The sequence below is a fragment of the Pseudomonas sp. Nvir genome (genome assembly GCF_963778085.1).
Classification (GTDB): Bacteria; Pseudomonadota; Gammaproteobacteria; order Pseudomonadales; family Pseudomonadaceae; genus Aquipseudomonas; species Aquipseudomonas juntendi.
In genome coordinates, this window is the sequence record NZ_OY970405.1 from 64,957 (window position 1) to 79,666 (window position 14,710).

The following is a 14,710-nucleotide window of genomic DNA, read 5'->3' on the forward strand; positions in this document are numbered from 1 at the left end:
GATGGCAAACACGCGGTGCGAAGGCCCGAACAACAGGTAGATGACGAAATTGTAATTTTCCTATCACCCCCCCGTTATCTTCGGCCTGCAAATATGAGCTCGCGCTACGCTAGGCGCGCCGCCTGGTCAGAACAATTAACGACACCCGCGCCGGTAAACATAATAAAAACTGCCGTGAATCAAAGGAGCATCGGATGAAAATCAAAGTACCACTGTATTTGGCGGCAGTTTCTGCGCTGTCTGGAAGCTATGCTATTTCGGCACAAGCTGAAGACAAGCCAGAAGGCTTCATTGAAGGCAGCAGCCTTACAGTGTTGAACCGTAACTTCTACTTCAACCGTGATAACCGCGACAGCACCGCCCCCACTTACAACAGTGGCAAGGGCAATACGAACGGCTACTCCGAAGCCTGGGCGCACGCGATCATCAGCAAATTCAACTCCGGGTTTACCCAAGGTACCGTTGGCTTTGGCGTTGATGCCTTTGCCATGATCGGCCTCAAGCTCGACACCGGTGATGGGCGCAACGGCGGCCGTAGCTCCTTCGACGTGCTGCCCGTTGATAACAAGGGTGAAGCTCGCGACGAATACACCAAGGTCGGCGGCGCAGCCAAAGTCCGCTTGTTCGATACCATCGTGAAAGTGGGTGATGTCTTCCCATCGACCCCGGTCGTCGCATCGGGTGACTCTCGCCTGCTGCCAGAGAGTTTCCGCGGTGTGACCGTTGAGAACACCAGCATCCAGGGCCTTACCCTCCAGGGTGGTCGTCTGCATGCGATGAGCCAGCCGGTCTCAAGCAACCTGAACGACAACTTCGTGACGTTCTACGGCGGCCCGGTCAACTCGCCATGGATCGGTTACGGTGGCGGTGACTACTCGATCAACGACAACTGGACTGTGAGCGTCTACGCCAGCCAGCTGAAAGACGTCTGGAATCAGTACTACGCCGGCACAAGCGTGGTTTACCCGCTGAGCGACGATCTGGCGCTGATCGGTGGCTTCAACTACTACAAAGCCGTAGATGAAGGTAAGAAGCGCCTGGGTGAATTCGACAACAACATCTGGAGTGCCAAGGTCGGTGTGCGTTACGGTGCCCACACCCTGGCCCTGTCGCATCAGCGCAACAACGGCGACGACGATTTCGACTACCTGCGTCAGTCGGACTCGATTTTCGTCGACAACTCCATCCAGTACAGCGACTTCAACTCGCCGAAAGAGCGTTCCTGGATGCTGCGCTATGACCTGAACTTCACCAGCTACGGCATTCCAGGCCTGACGTTCATGACGCGCTACGCCAGAGGCTCGGGTGCGGATTACTCGAACGCTAACCAGTTCTACATGCGCACCGACGACAACGGCAACCCGCTCGACAATCAGAAGCGTTGGGAGCGTGACGTCGAAGTCAAATACGTTGTCCAAACCGGTCCGGCAAAAGATCTGTCCTTCCGGTTGCGCCAGGCAACCACGCGTGCCACTGCTTTCGAATCGGATCTGGATGAAACTCGTGTAATCATCGAGTACCCGCTTTCGATTCTGTAATTCGCTAACTGGGCCAGTTATCCATTGGCGGGTCCTGTTAGTAAAACGAGCATTACGCATTCACCTTGAGTGGCTTAAGTGCTCCTTTGGTAAAAGGTGGATATTTGGCGCCCATTGGGCGCCTTTTTTTTGCCTAAAATTCAAGTAGGCGTTCGATTGTACGCATCGCATGCCGGTGAAGTTCATGACTACACCAATGACCAGTCTCTTCAATGTGAGCGACCTCGCCGTCATCTGAGCGGAACGAAGCCAGCACAAAGAAGAAAATAACCCAATACTTCATAAGGTCAAATCACCTGCTGGAGAGAGGGCCCGCAACTGTCAAACCCAAACCGCGACAAGATATACCGCCAGACTATCAACTGTATTACCTAGAAATTACAAATCCGTCATTTGAGCCCCGGCACGCTCATTTTGATTTACCATCCCTTTCAATAATGCCGGCGCGCGTGCGCGGTTAATTGCTCAGTGATATCGAGACAAAATCCCATGCGAATTCTGGTAATTGAGGATGAAGTAAAAACTGCGGAGTATGTGCGTCAAGGTCTGACGGAATGTGGCTATGTCGTAGATTGCGTCCACACCGGGTCAGATGGATTATTCTTGGCTAAGCAGCACGAATATGAGCTGATTATCCTGGATATAAATCTGCCAGAGATGGACGGTTGGCAGGTCCTTGAGTTGTTGCGTCGTAAAAACTGCCCTTCCCGTATCATGATGCTGACGGCGAGAAGCCGGCTGGCGGATAAGGTCCGGGGGCTGGAGAACGGAGCAGATGACTACCTGATCAAGCCATTTGAGTTCCCTGAGCTGCTGGCCCGGGTTCGCGCCTTGATGCGCAGGTCAGATCACCCTGCATCCGTAGAGGTCATTCGCGTCGCTGACCTGGAGCTTGATCAGAGCCGGCACAGGGCATTCAGGGACGGTCAGCGCATTGACCTGACCACGAAAGAATTCGCGTTACTGCATTACCTGATGCGTAATACCGGTGTGGTGCTGAGCCGCACCCAAATTATTTCGCAGGTTTGGGATATGAATTTTGACTGCGACACAAACGTTGTAGAGGTGTCGATTCGAAGACTCAGAGCCAAGATAGATGACCCTTTCGAGACCAAACTGATACATACGCTTCGGGGCGTAGGGTATGTGCTTGAAAAACGATAGTTGCCAAGCTCTCTAGTACCGAAAATCCGCTACATGCTCCCGTCGCTTGCGAACTTGAGGTTTCTGTTTACGATCCGCGGCGCTGATTCCTCACTCAACAAATGAGGTAGGCTGTACATGAGGTATAGCATTGATTATCAGCAGGTTTCGCAAGGACAATCCGATGCCAGCATTGATGCCTGTCCAGCTGACATTGTCTTCAACAGCGACCATGGCCTAGCTCTTATCCCGTGCGTTGGCGATGTTATCAACCTCCCCTCTACGGCGGTCAAAGAAGGGGTTTGCGGCATCGTTAGATCAAGGATTTTCAATTATCTCAGAGGTCCTGAAGAGCTGTACTGTCACGTCAATATTCTCGTTGAGGAGGCGGACATCAATTTCGAAAGTCTCATCTCGGAATACATGCGCAATCAGTCACGTGCTCGCTCGCCTTCTTCATAAAGTCGAAGGCGGGCCAGTCCATTAATGGTTGTGTATGGGTGAGGGTTCAGCAGAGCGAGCGCCTACTGAGCACCAGAGATGAATAGTCACAGCCTAGTGGTTTAACGCGGTACTGCTGGTGTACGCAGGGCCGGACTCATTGTTTTTTGAATGGCGCATTGCAGCACATAGAAATATAAAACCCCGGAAGCAAATACGATTGCGGACAGATAAGCAAACTCAGAGTCTAAAACCCCGGAAACCATATACAATTTAATCGTGATAGAACCCATAATAATTCCGGTACAGTACATGACGCCTGTGAACTGATTGCCCAAAAAACTCAGTATGCCGCTGAAGGCATTGTTCGCACTCAACAGCATTGCTTTCAGTATCGTCCAGCCGAGAACTGGCAGAAAAGCCTTGATCATGAAGGCGAATAACATCGACGATGCAAACAGTTTTATCGGGGTTTCTGCCCACGGCTTGATGGTGCCGTCTACTTCAACGCCGGTATACAAGATGATATTCAGAATAATCGCCATAAGGGTGCATATGCCGAGGCGTATCATTTCCCGCTTAAGCGGGGCCATCATTATCACTGCGTGAATCTTGTTTCCAAAGTATCGTTTTAGTCCTTGGATCGACATTTTTCTTCCTATGCTCTCGGGTATGACGCTGTTGTAGCGTTGTATGACGGTCATGCTTTTACCCGAAGAGAGGTGACGCTTCAACGGTCCTGAATTGCGCAGGGGATCTCATGTCCTTCCCCTGGCTGGGTAGCTTGCTGAGAAATTCTCATCTACCTGCGTGGCAACGATGCGGCCACCCCGCCGCCGTCAGAGCTCTGGAGGACTGGCTGCTGTCAGCAACTCATCGAGTGACGGAACCTTAGCGTTTGCACTGAGGACGAGTGTTCTGGATCGGAGTATGGATACATCAAAGAAAGATTCGCACTCGACTCTTCCGTTTACTTCTCTCCAGTGGGTGACTTCTGGTATCAACTCATTAGGCACCGGGTATAGTGCCATAGGGTTATGGAATACCTCCACTTCAGCAGACCACGGCTCGTAGCCATATTGCGGCCAGAGCTGACCGTAGTCGCTGGACGCTACATCCAACAGAAATGGGATACCTCGTGATGCTCCCGGAGAACGGTCGAAAAACTCACCAAACCGCAAGTATCGGTACCCGTCTAGATGAGCTCCACCTGAGATCGGCACTCGGCTGAGCTTTGGCACTGTGCAGGCATTGGTGAAAATGACCGCTGAAAGATGGGCATTTTCCATTAGCGTAAATAGGCCGTTGGGGCGCCCTGATAGCAGAGATGTCTCTTCCTCCACAGTTATCAGGTGCGTACCACGATGCGCAGATGAGTGAACTGCAAAGCCATAGAGATAGCTGATGAGCGACTCCCTGCTCCACAGCATTGAACTGGGCGCATGGAAATCGGCTAAGGCCAGAATGAGCGGCTTACCCTCCACGTGCGGTAGGGATTCGTAACGCTTGTCCAATTTGTTTTGGATGGTCCTCGCAAACCTTTCTGCAGCCGCTCCTAAGAAACGCTCATGTCGGTCAGCGGGTGGGGGGACCGGCGAGGCGCCAAAATGCTCATACCGCTCTTCCGGGTTGGCTGTCACTGCTTCAACCCAGGCCTCATCTCCCAGCCTATTCTCGATGTGAAAATCGGGTGATTCTTTAGGCTGGGTGACCAAGAGTCCCTGTTCACGAAAAATCGCTAATAGGTGGGCTTCCCAGAGGCGGGTGTGAAAATTCTCAGTCTGGCAATCGGGAACCCAATTTCTGTCTGGGGATGGCAGTGCGAGATACAGTTGATTCAGCGCCCACGCCCCAATACGGCGGCTTGGATCAAATAGTGATTTGAACACCACGCTTGGTGTGCGCTTACCCATTCTGCTTAGAGGAGCACGTCGTCGTTCACCTGAAGGGAGTGGAAGCGGATGGGCTTGGGTATAGAGAAAATGGCTGATTGAGGCGCGGGCTTCGGACTCGCCAGTGGTGCACTCACCATGGCTGAGGAGCACCCACACGCTATCGACACGACGCCGCAAGGTGACAATTCCGAAGCTGCCGGAATTGATATTTCGGGTTAGAGCGGCACAAGAAATTCCGTCCTCACTAAGCCATGCCCCTACTGGCGGGCTGTCCCCAAACCCCAACCCTCGTGGAAGCGACAAAGCGATTAGATCGAACATCGGCGCAGCAATTTCTTTCATTCGCTGATCTCGGCAGCCGTCAAAATGCATTCCATCAATGCCTCGGAGCGTGCCCGCCGGCGATGGCATCGGTGGAGGTACCTATTGAAGAAGGGGGCCTTGTTCCACCAGGACATCTCGGTTGGTGAAGATGGTCTCAATGGTTGCAGCCTCGGCAGCCACATGAGTCTTTCGCGTGATCTCTTCAAGGGCCAGTTCGAGCCGGTAGTCTTGGAAATACTCGTACAGCTTTTCAGAGCTCTCGGATATCTCCTCCCCACCATTCTTCGCGAACAAGATGTGGATGATCGCTGCGAGTGGGAGAGAGATGTCGAGATCCTTCTCTTCTGCATCTGAATCCGAGTTCAAACCGTCGAAATACCTCTCCAGATGACTCTGGAGCTCCTCAAGCCAGAACTGAGATAGGTTGCTTGGAAGGGAGCTTTCAGGCCCGGTCAGAAGGACTTCATCTCTGAATAGAGCCAGCAGATTGGGGTTTGCCATGGAGGACCTCACGATTAGATTTGAGAGCAACTGGTCAGCATAGTCCACCTCAAGATGACCACCTCCTTGACGCCCATCCTGGTGCTCCTGAGCATCAGACGAGTGAATCGCCCCGAAACCTGTAGATACAAAATGACCGCTTCTCGCCGTTAGCTGCCTTTCTTGAAGGACAGCTTTGGGTCGATAGCGGCCTTCGTGGAGGTTGGTGTCTACGGGGTCGGTTTAGTCAATCTGAATCTCCGGTTTCACCTCCGTGAGGCCGGCCATCGTCATGCATCAGATCTTGATTGACACGCGTGCCGCTTTGGATAGCCTTGCAATTGAGGGCTGCAACTGCGCATTTGTCGGGCCTGGGTACCAGCATGAGCCCCCCGCAATTTTGGCAGCAGAGGAAGCTGGTTCCTCTGAAGTAGTGACGGCGGGCATTGCCAGTCGGATTCTGAACCCAAGGTCGCCAGACTAGGAGCTAAAGGATCGCTGCGACTACTCCTCATCCCTTACCGAAAAGTCACGCGTCGGTCGTAAACGGCCCTTTCCAGGCCAATCAACTTTTGTGATTGGTGAGTAGGGATTTCTCGGCTTTTCTGTGAAAAGCACCCCTTCATTTCACAAAAAAAATGGCGAAGATTCCAATTTCACGGGGTCTGGCCTATCACCTATTTTGTGAACCTACATCGGGTGTAGGTTCAAGACAGAGCGGCCCGGTGTCGCAAATGTTGACCGGCCGGGTTCAAAGCCTGACCCCTACCGGTCACCGAAAAAAACCGCCACTGCGTAATGCCTGTCAGTTAAGCGTTACTGGGGCTGCTTTGCAGCCCTTCGCGGGCACGCCCGCTCCCACATGTTTGGCGCTGACCTCAAGAAATGCGCGATCCCCTGTGGGAGCGGGCGGGCCCGCGAAGGGTCGCACAGCGGCCCCAAATTACTAAACTGACTGGCATTTCACTACTGCGGTTTTTTTTTGCGAAGCGTTCGAGGCAGGCACCACATGGTGATCGAACACGCCCGAGCACATCCTGGCGCGTAGTTCAGCCCCGATTGCTAACTGAACAGCGTGTTCCTACACATCAGTAGCCGCTGAGAATATTGACGATCACTCCGCTGGCGATGGCGACCAGTACGTAGTCACCGTTCACGTACAACCAGCGGTGATCGCGCGGAGGTGCATACAGGTGACGCGCCTTCCAGTCGGTTACCCAGTAACGGTCACCACGGTAATGCGGGTCGACCACATGGCCGCGGCGCCACTGCTGGTGGGGTACCGGCATACCTTTTTGCGGGTGGAAGTTCGGGTCGCGATAAGCAGGCCCGCGGCCGTTGTCGTGGCGGCCCTGCGGCTGAGCGTGGGGCGGGTTGCCTGGGTGCCCTGGGCCGCCATCATGACGGTCAGGTGGGCCAGGCTGCGCGAAGCTTGCCAGAGGTGCGCTGAGCATCAGCGCCGCGCAGATCATGGTCAGGGTCTTTTTCATCGTTGCGGTCCTCTGTGTATTAACGCCCGGCTGAATCTTTCAGTTACCGGGTACGGTTAACCAATCAGACCATGAACCAGGTCGTTTAATGTCAGGACAGCGGTAAAGGTCCGGTAAAGGTGGCCTGGCAAAAACACGAAGCTAGCGTAGCCCAAGCGCTTTCAAGCGACGGTACAGCGTGCGTTCGCTCATGCCCAAATGACGCGCCAGCTCACTGCGCGAACCTTTGAACTGTTCCAGGGCCTGGGCCAGTTCACCGAGGTCACGGCGCTTTGCGCCACGGCTCACCGGCATTTGCGCGCCGATGTCCTCGGGCAGGTGCTCCGGCCTGATCACCCCATCATCAGCGAACAACCGCGCCCGTTCCAGAACATTGCGCAGCTCGCGGATGTTGCCCGGGAACGGATGCAAGGCAAGGTGCTGCAAGGCATCGTCACTCAAGCTGGGGACCGATGTGCCCGCCATGCGTTGCAGCAGGCTCTGCGCCAGCAAGGGAAGGTCCTCTACCCGCTCACGCAGTGCCGGCAGGCGAATCGGGAAGCCGCTGATGCGGTAGTACAGGTCTTCACGGAAGCTGCCATCGGCAACCATTTGCCTGAGGGGTTTGTGCGTGGCCGACACCAGGCGGAAATCCGAATGCACTGTGCGCAGGCTGCCTACCGGGCGGAAGCTGCCAGACTCGATCAGGCGCAACAGCTTCACCTGCATCGCCAGCGGCACTTCACCAATTTCATCAAGGAACAGCGTGCCGCCATGGGCGGCTTCGGCCAGGCCGATCTTGCGCTGGTTGGCACCGGTGAACGCGCCTTTTTCGTACCCGAACAGTTCGCTCTCGAACAATGACTCGGTCAAGCCGGTGCAGTCCACCACCACCAGTGGGCCGTTTGCCCTGGCGCTACCCATGTGCAGCGCACGGGCGAACAGCTCCTTGCCGGTGCCTGACTCACCTTGCAGCAAGACAGGGATCTGCGCTGGCGCCGCGCGTTGCAGGCTGGCCAGGGCTGCCTTGAAGGCCGGCGCACGGCCGACCAGCCCTTGCTCTTGCGGCTGGGCCGAGGCCAGCGTGATGGTGGTCAAGCGTTCGACAAAGGCTACGACCGTACCCTGTTCGTCCAGGATCGGCCGCAGCTCTACATCCACGTGCTCGGGCCCGCGTGGCGTGTGATGAATGTGCAACACACGCTCCGCGACCTTGCTGTCCCAGGCTTTGCGCATCGGGCAATGCTCGCCAGCCTGGTCGCATGGCACGGCATAGTGGTGCGACACCCTGTGGCACTTTTCCCCTAGGGGTGCTTGTTCGTGCTGGCCGAACTGGCGGCGATACGCAGCATTGGCTGCCAGGATGTTGTAGTCGGTGTCCAGCACGATGGTCGGCAGGGCATCGTGCTCGAGGTAGGAAACCAGCGCCAGGATAAACGGATGGGTTTCAGGCATGACAGCACCGTTCGGATGATGGATGCAGGGTAACAAGGACTGCCAAACACTGCCATTGGCTGACAGTCGACTGCCAATCATGCTGCCAATTCAGCCAGGCGCTGTCAGCACTGCTCCGGTTTCGTTGGGCCCGGCACGATAAAGAGCCTGGCATGCATCTTGATAAACCTCCTGTCACTGCCTACGCCTTGAATAGACGCGTCGGATAACTGGAGAACGTGATGATCATCGGCAACAACCTTCACGTGGACGCCTTTTACGATGAGGCGACCTCGACCATCAGCTACCTGGTCATGGACTGTGAAACCCGGCAGTGCGCGTTGATCGACAGCGTGCTGGATTACGACCCCAAGGCCGGGCGCACCTGTACTGCCTCAGCAGATCGGCTGGTCGAGCGCGTGGCTGAATTGCACGCCAGCGTGCGCTGGATACTTGAAACACATGTGCATGCCGACCACCTATCGGCAGCGGCCTACCTGAAGGAGAAGCTTGGCGGCCATACCGCCATTGGTGCGCACATCACCCAGGTGCAGAAGGTTTTTGGCAGCCTGTTCAACGCCGAGCCTGGCTTTGCCCGTGATGGCAGCCAATTCGATGTGCTGTTCGAAGACGAAGAAGGTTTCTGCATCGGCAACCTGTATGCGCGTGCATTGCACACCCCTGGGCACACGCCTGCATGCATGAGCTTCATGATCGAGGATGCGGGTGAGACCGCGGTGTTCGTCGGCGACACCTTGTTCATGCCTGACTACGGTACTGCCCGTTGCGATTTCCCCGGCGCCGACGCCCGTACGCTGTACCGCTCGATCCGGCGCTTGCTGGCGTTCCCTGACCAGACCCGCCTGTTCATGTGCCACGACTACCTGCCAGGTGGTCGCGAAATGCAGTACGTCACCACCGTTGCCGAGCAGCGCGCCAGCAATATCCACATCCACCAGGGTATCGACGAGGACAGCTTCGTCGCCATGCGCGAGGCCCGCGACAAAACCCTCGACATGCCGGTGCTGATCCTGCCGTCGGTGCAGGTGAACATGCGCAGTGGCCACTTCCCGGAGCCGGAAGCCAACGGCGTCAGGTATTTGAAGATCCCGCTGAACACGCTGTAAGCGCCCTGCCCTATAACCAGATTTCCAGGATTTATTGCCATGCCTGCCTTGTCGTCCACTACCCATACCGACCACCACACAGTGGTCATCGTCGGTGCCGGTGCCGCCGGGATCGCCACTGCATCCAGCCTGATCAGCCGCGACGCGTCTCTGGATGTGGCCTTGATCGACCCAGCCGAGGTGCACTACTACCAACCTGGCTGGACCATGGTCGGCGCTGGTGTTTTCAACGCGGCGAGCACTGCCCGCACCATGGCTTCGACGATTCCGAGCGGGGTGCGCTGGGTAAAGGCGCGCGTCCAGGGTTTCGACCCGGTGCGCCAGTTGGTCATGCTCGAAGATGGCCGGGCCATCGGCTATGAACAACTGGTGGTTTGCCCTGGCCTGAAGCTCGATTGGGGGGCCATTGATGGGCTCAGCGAGACCTTGGGCCGTAACGGGGTCACCTCCAATTACAGCTACGACCTGGCGCCCTATACCTGGGAGCTGGTGCAAAAGCTCAAGCACGGCCGTGCCCTGTTCAGCCAGCCGCCCATGCCGATCAAGTGCGCCGGCGCGCCACAGAAGGCGCTGTACCTGTCGTGCGACCATTGGCTACGCCACGGTCACCTGGGCGCGATCAAAGCCAGCTTCTTCAATGCCGGCGCAGTCTTGTTCGGTGTGGCCGACTACGTGCCTGCCTTGATGCAGTACATCGAAAAATATGCCGTGGACCTCAATTTCAGCCATCGGCTGGTCGCCGTGGACGGCCCCAACCAACGCGCCACCTTCGTACGTAGCCTGCCCGATGGCAGCAGCGAAACCCGCGTCGAGGCCTTCGACATGCTGCATGTGGTTCCGCCGCAAGTCGCGCCGGACTTCATCCGTGAAAGCCCATTGGCCGACAGTGCCGGCTGGGTCGATGTAGACCCGCACACCCTGCGCCATCGCCAGTACAGCACTGTTCACGCCTTGGGCGATGTGGCCAACACCAGCAACGCCAAGACCGCTGCAGCGGCCCGCAAGCAGGCTCCGGTAGTGGCCAATAATGTGCTGGTAGCGCTGGGGCGGTTGCAGACACTGGCCCAGTACGACGGTTACGGCTCATGCCCGCTCACGGTCGAGCGCGGCAAGATCGTGCTGGCCGAGTTCACCTATGGCGGCAAGCTGGCGCCCAGCTTCCCCAATTGGTTGCTGGACGGTCGCAAGCCGACCCGCCTGGCTTGGCTGCTCAAGGCCCAGGCCCTGCCGCCGCTGTACTGGCAAGGCATGCTCAAGGGGCGGGAGTGGCTGGCACGGCCACAACCGTTGGTAGCAGAGGGCGGGCAGTGATCGAAACTCAACTGCTTGGCGCAGCCCTGGGGGCCATCATCGGCGCCGTGCTGGCGTTGACGGGCGCCGGCGGAGGCATTCTTGCCGTGCCCCTGTTGGTGTTCGGCCTTGGCCTGTCGATGGTCGAGGCGGCACCGGTCGGCTTGTTGGCGGTTGGCCTGGCGGCAGCCGTGGGCGCGGTACTGGGTTTGCGTCGCGGCCTGGTGCGCTATCGGGCGGCACTGTTCATCGCCTTGATCGGGGTGGCGGCAGCGCCACTGGGGTTGATGCTGGCGCACCGTTTGCCCAATACGCCGTTGCAACTGGTGTTCGCCGGTGTGCTCACCTACGCCTGCCTGCGTATCTGGCGCAAGGCGGCCAGGGAGCTGCGTGGCGAAGCCAACGATGCGCATCGCTTTATCGAGCCTTGTGTGCTGAACCCGCTGCAGGGCCGCTTGCGCTGGACCCTGCCCTGCGCTCGCGCCCTGGCATTCACCGGTGCGCTGTCCGGCTTGCTGTCTGGCCTGCTCGGTGTGGGGGGCGGGTTCGTGATCATTCCGGCGCTCAACCGCTATACCAACCTGCGCATGGCCACGATCGTCTCCACGTCGCTGGCGGTGATTGCCTTGGTGTCTGCCGGCAGTGTGATCAGTGCCAGCCTTGCAGGTGTCCTGCATTGGCAAGTGGGTGGCCCGTTCGCTGTCGGCGCCGTGCTTGGCTTGCTGCTGGCGCGCCCCCTGGCGGCCAGGTTGGCCGGCCCACGGCTGCAGCAGATGTTTGCCGTGGCAGGTTGCGCCGCTGCCCTGCTGCTGGCCAGCAAGGCATTACTGAGCTAACAGCTCGCCCTGTTGCTCTGCGCACAGCGCCAGCAGGTAATCCCATACGACCCGCAGGCGCACCGACTTGTGCAGCTCGCGGCGGGTACAGATCCAGTAACTGCGCTGGATGGTTTCGCCAGGCAGTACGCGGACCAGGGTCGGGTCGTGCCGGGCCATGTAGTTGGGCAGCACTGCAATGCCCAGCCCAGCACGTGCGGCCACCTGCTGGGCAATCACGCTGGTGCTGCGGAAGACTACATTGGGCGCCCGGCAGAAGCTGTTGAGAAACAGCAGCTCCTGGCTGAACAGCAGGTCGTCGACGTAGCCGATCCAGCTGTGGCGGGCCAGATCTTCGCGGTTGCGCAGGGGTGGTGCGCGGTCGAGGTAGCCCTGGCTGGCATACAGGGCCAGGCGGTAGTCGGTGAGTTTGCGCGTGATCAGCAGGTCGGCGTTGGGCCGCTCCAGGTGGATACTGATCTCGGCTTCGCGGTTGAGGATGCTGACGAACCTCGGCACTGCCACCAGCTCCACTTCCAGCCCGGGGTAGCGCTCGAACAGCGCGTTCATGCGCGGGGTGAAGAACATGATGCCAATGCCTTCGGTGACCCCCAGGCGGATCTTGCCCAGCGGGGTGATGGCCTGGGTGATTTCTTCCTGGGCCAGCAGGGCGACGTTCTCCATGGCTTCGGCGTGCTTGAGCAGGGCCTGGCCCGAAGGGGTCAGCTCATAGCCTTGGGCGTGTTGCACGAACAAGGCCGTGCCCAGGCTTTCCTCGATGCGCTCGATGTGCCGGGCCACGGTGCTATGGGTGGTATTGAGGCGCTTGGCGGCGGTAAGCAGGCGGCCGCTGCGCTGCAACTCGAGGAAAAACCGCAGATCGTTCCAGTCGAACATGCTGATCCTTATGGCTGTTCGTGGGCCCCTTTCGCGGGTGAACCCGCGAAGAGGCCTGTACAGAGTTGCCGCTGTGCTAAAACGCACAACCGCTGCGCGAAATCGCGTGTTTCACCCACGAAATTACGCACTAAGATGGATCGGGACAAGAATAATAATCAGGCCCGAGGTTGCACATGCCGTCAGCCGATTCTGTCTTCGATTACGTGGTGGTAGGCGCCGGCCCCGCCGGGTGCCTGCTGGCCAACCGCTTGTCCGCCGACCCTGGTTGCCGCGTGCTGCTGCTGGAAGCGGGCGGGCGGGACAACTATCCCTGGATTCACATTCCCGTGGGTTACCTCTACTGCATTGGCAACCCACGCACCGACTGGTGCTTCAAGACCCAAGCCCAGCCCGGCCTGGGTGGGCGCGCATTGGGCTACCCGCGCGGCAAGGTGCTGGGCGGCTGCTCTTCCATCAATGGCATGATCTATATGCGTGGCCAGGCTGCCGACTACGACCACTGGGCCGAACAGGGCAACCCCGGCTGGGCCTGGAAGGACGTGCTGCCGCTGTTCAAGGCCAGTGAAAACCACTTTGCTGGCGCCAGCGAGCACCACGGCGGCGGTGGCGAGTGGCGGGTCGAACGCCAGCGCTACAGCTGGCCGATACTGGATGCCTTCCGCGACGCCGCCGAGCAAAGCGGCATCGCCAAGGTGGATGACTTCAACACCGGCGATAACCAGGGGTGTGGTTATTTCCAGGTCAACCAACGCAGTGGCGTGCGCTGGAATGCCTCCAAGGCGTTTCTGCGGCCGGTTCAGCATCGCGCCAACCTCACCGTGCTTACCAGTGTGCAGGTTGACCAGGTGTTGCTCAACAATACTCGCGCACGTGCGGTGAAAGCATTTTGGCAAGGTGCCTGGCACGAGTTTGCAGCTCGCCGCGAGATCGTGCTGTGTGCTGGGGCGGTCGGTTCCCCGGGCATCCTGCAACGCTCCGGCATTGGCCCCCGGCAATTGCTGGAAAGCCTGGGTATTGGCGTGCGCCACCACATGCCTGGCGTGGGTGGCAACCTGCAGGACCACCTGCAATTGCGGCTGATCTACCAGATCCGCAATACCCGCACCTTGAACCAGATGGCCAACAGCCTGTGGGGCAAGATGGGCATGGGCCTGCGCTACCTCTACGACCGCAGCGGCCCGCTGGCCATGGCCCCGAGCCAGTTGGGCGCGTTCGTGCGGTCCAGCCCCGACCAGGCCACCGCCAACTTGCAGTACCACGTGCAGCCGCTGTCGCTGGAGCGCTTCGGCGAGCCGTTGCACCGCTTCCCGGCCTTTACCGCCTCGGTCTGCAACCTGCGCCCGGCCAGCCGTGGGCGTATCGATATTCGCAGCACCGACATGCACAGCACGCCGCTGATCGACCCCAACTACCTGAGCGACCCCCAGGACTTGCAGGTGGCCGCCGATGCCATCCGCCTTACCCGGCGCATCGTTCAGGCCCCTGCCCTGGCCGTATTCGAGCCCGAGGAATATCTGCCTGGCGCGGCCCTGCAAAGCGAACAGGACCTGATCGAGGCAGCCGGCAAGATTGGTACTACCATTTTCCACCCGGTGGGTACCTGCCGTATGGGCAATGGCGCGATGGACGTTGTGGATAACCAGTTGCGCGTGCATGGCATCCCCGGCCTGCGCGTGGCCGATGCCTCGATCATGCCGCAGATCACCTCAGGCAATACCTGTTCCCCCACCCTGATGATCGCCGAAAAGGCGGCACAGCTGATTCTCAAAGGAGCTGCTACCCAGACCTACCTGAACGAAGACGCGTTACCGACGCCCTGACCCGGGTGCGTGCAGTAGCGGCAGCTTGCGGTCG

The 14,710-nt window shown here is 58.4% G+C and carries 13 protein-coding genes; 7 read left to right on the plus strand and 6 right to left on the minus strand.

Annotation, left to right across the window (positions count from 1 at the left end; all coding sequences use genetic code 11):
* The first annotated feature begins 194 nt into the window (after window positions 1-194).
* The 3 genes from AACG97_RS00625 to AACG97_RS00635 all read left to right on the plus strand — a co-directional run bounded on the left by AACG97_RS00625 (window position 195) and on the right by AACG97_RS00635 (window position 3,143).
* The gene (locus AACG97_RS00625) at window positions 195-1,538 is read left to right on the plus strand and encodes an OprD family porin (RefSeq protein WP_003253422.1); all 1,344 of its coding nucleotides are present in this window, start codon (window positions 195-197) and stop codon (window positions 1,536-1,538) included.
* A gap of 489 nt (window positions 1,539-2,027) precedes the next feature.
* Window positions 2,028-2,702, plus strand: coding sequence for a heavy metal response regulator transcription factor (locus AACG97_RS00630; protein ID WP_003253420.1), 675 nt, complete (start codon window positions 2,028-2,030; stop codon window positions 2,700-2,702).
* A 117-nt stretch (window positions 2,703-2,819) separates the two neighbouring features.
* Window positions 2,820-3,143, plus strand: a complete 324-nt coding sequence (locus AACG97_RS00635; protein ID WP_010951457.1) for a hypothetical protein — start codon at window positions 2,820-2,822, stop codon at window positions 3,141-3,143.
* Between the two features lie 101 nt (window positions 3,144-3,244).
* Here AACG97_RS00635 and AACG97_RS00640 read toward each other — a convergent pair whose 3' ends face one another.
* The 5 genes from AACG97_RS00640 to AACG97_RS00660 all read right to left on the minus strand — a co-directional run bounded on the left by AACG97_RS00640 (window position 3,245) and on the right by AACG97_RS00660 (window position 8,745).
* A complete protein-coding gene (locus AACG97_RS00640) occupies window positions 3,245-3,772 on the minus strand; it encodes a hypothetical protein (protein WP_012269855.1) in 528 nt (175 codons plus the stop codon).
* A 189-nt stretch (window positions 3,773-3,961) separates the two neighbouring features.
* Window positions 3,962-5,359: a hypothetical protein gene (locus tag AACG97_RS00645; RefSeq protein WP_223296393.1), complete on the minus strand. Its 1,398-nt coding sequence runs from the start codon at window positions 5,357-5,359 to the stop codon at window positions 3,962-3,964.
* Between the two features lie 81 nt (window positions 5,360-5,440).
* Complete coding sequence (locus AACG97_RS00650) at window positions 5,441-5,842, minus strand: hypothetical protein (RefSeq protein WP_012269857.1); 402 nt, start codon at window positions 5,840-5,842, stop codon at window positions 5,441-5,443.
* Between the two features lie 1,067 nt (window positions 5,843-6,909).
* Entirely contained in the window at window positions 6,910-7,311 is a 402-nt protein-coding gene (locus AACG97_RS00655) for an RcnB family protein (RefSeq protein ID WP_064314242.1), read from the minus strand.
* Window positions 7,312-7,452: 141 nt separating this feature from the next.
* A complete protein-coding gene (locus AACG97_RS00660; RefSeq protein WP_009684680.1) occupies window positions 7,453-8,745 on the minus strand; it encodes a sigma-54 interaction domain-containing protein in 1,293 nt (430 codons plus the stop codon).
* A 221-nt stretch (window positions 8,746-8,966) separates the two neighbouring features.
* Here AACG97_RS00660 and AACG97_RS00665 point away from each other — a divergent pair, with 221 nt between their 5' ends.
* The 3 genes from AACG97_RS00665 to AACG97_RS00675 are packed head-to-tail and all read left to right on the plus strand — an operon-like array spanning window position 8,967 to window position 11,977.
* The gene (locus AACG97_RS00665; RefSeq protein WP_197885086.1) at window positions 8,967-9,851 is read left to right on the plus strand and encodes an MBL fold metallo-hydrolase; all 885 of its coding nucleotides are present in this window, start codon (window positions 8,967-8,969) and stop codon (window positions 9,849-9,851) included.
* 39 nt (window positions 9,852-9,890) lie between these two features.
* On the plus strand, window positions 9,891-11,162 hold the full coding sequence (locus tag AACG97_RS00670) for an NAD(P)/FAD-dependent oxidoreductase (protein ID WP_197885085.1): 1,272 nt from the start codon (window positions 9,891-9,893) through the stop codon (window positions 11,160-11,162).
* Window positions 11,159-11,977 (plus strand): sulfite exporter TauE/SafE family protein, encoded by an 819-nt coding sequence (locus AACG97_RS00675; protein ID WP_009684683.1) that lies wholly within the window; start codon window positions 11,159-11,161, stop codon window positions 11,975-11,977. The genes AACG97_RS00670 and AACG97_RS00675 overlap by 4 nt, the downstream gene beginning before the upstream one ends.
* Here AACG97_RS00675 and AACG97_RS00680 read toward each other — a convergent pair.
* Entirely contained in the window at window positions 11,966-12,853 is an 888-nt protein-coding gene (locus tag AACG97_RS00680) for a LysR family transcriptional regulator (RefSeq protein WP_029886432.1), read from the minus strand. The two genes, AACG97_RS00675 and AACG97_RS00680, sit on opposite strands and share 12 nt — an antisense overlap.
* 176 nt (window positions 12,854-13,029) lie before the next feature.
* Between AACG97_RS00680 and AACG97_RS00685 the strand changes: the two genes are divergently transcribed.
* Window positions 13,030-14,676, plus strand: coding sequence for a GMC family oxidoreductase (locus AACG97_RS00685; protein ID WP_125854597.1), 1,647 nt, complete (start codon window positions 13,030-13,032; stop codon window positions 14,674-14,676).
* Window positions 14,677-14,710: the final 34 nt, after the last annotated feature.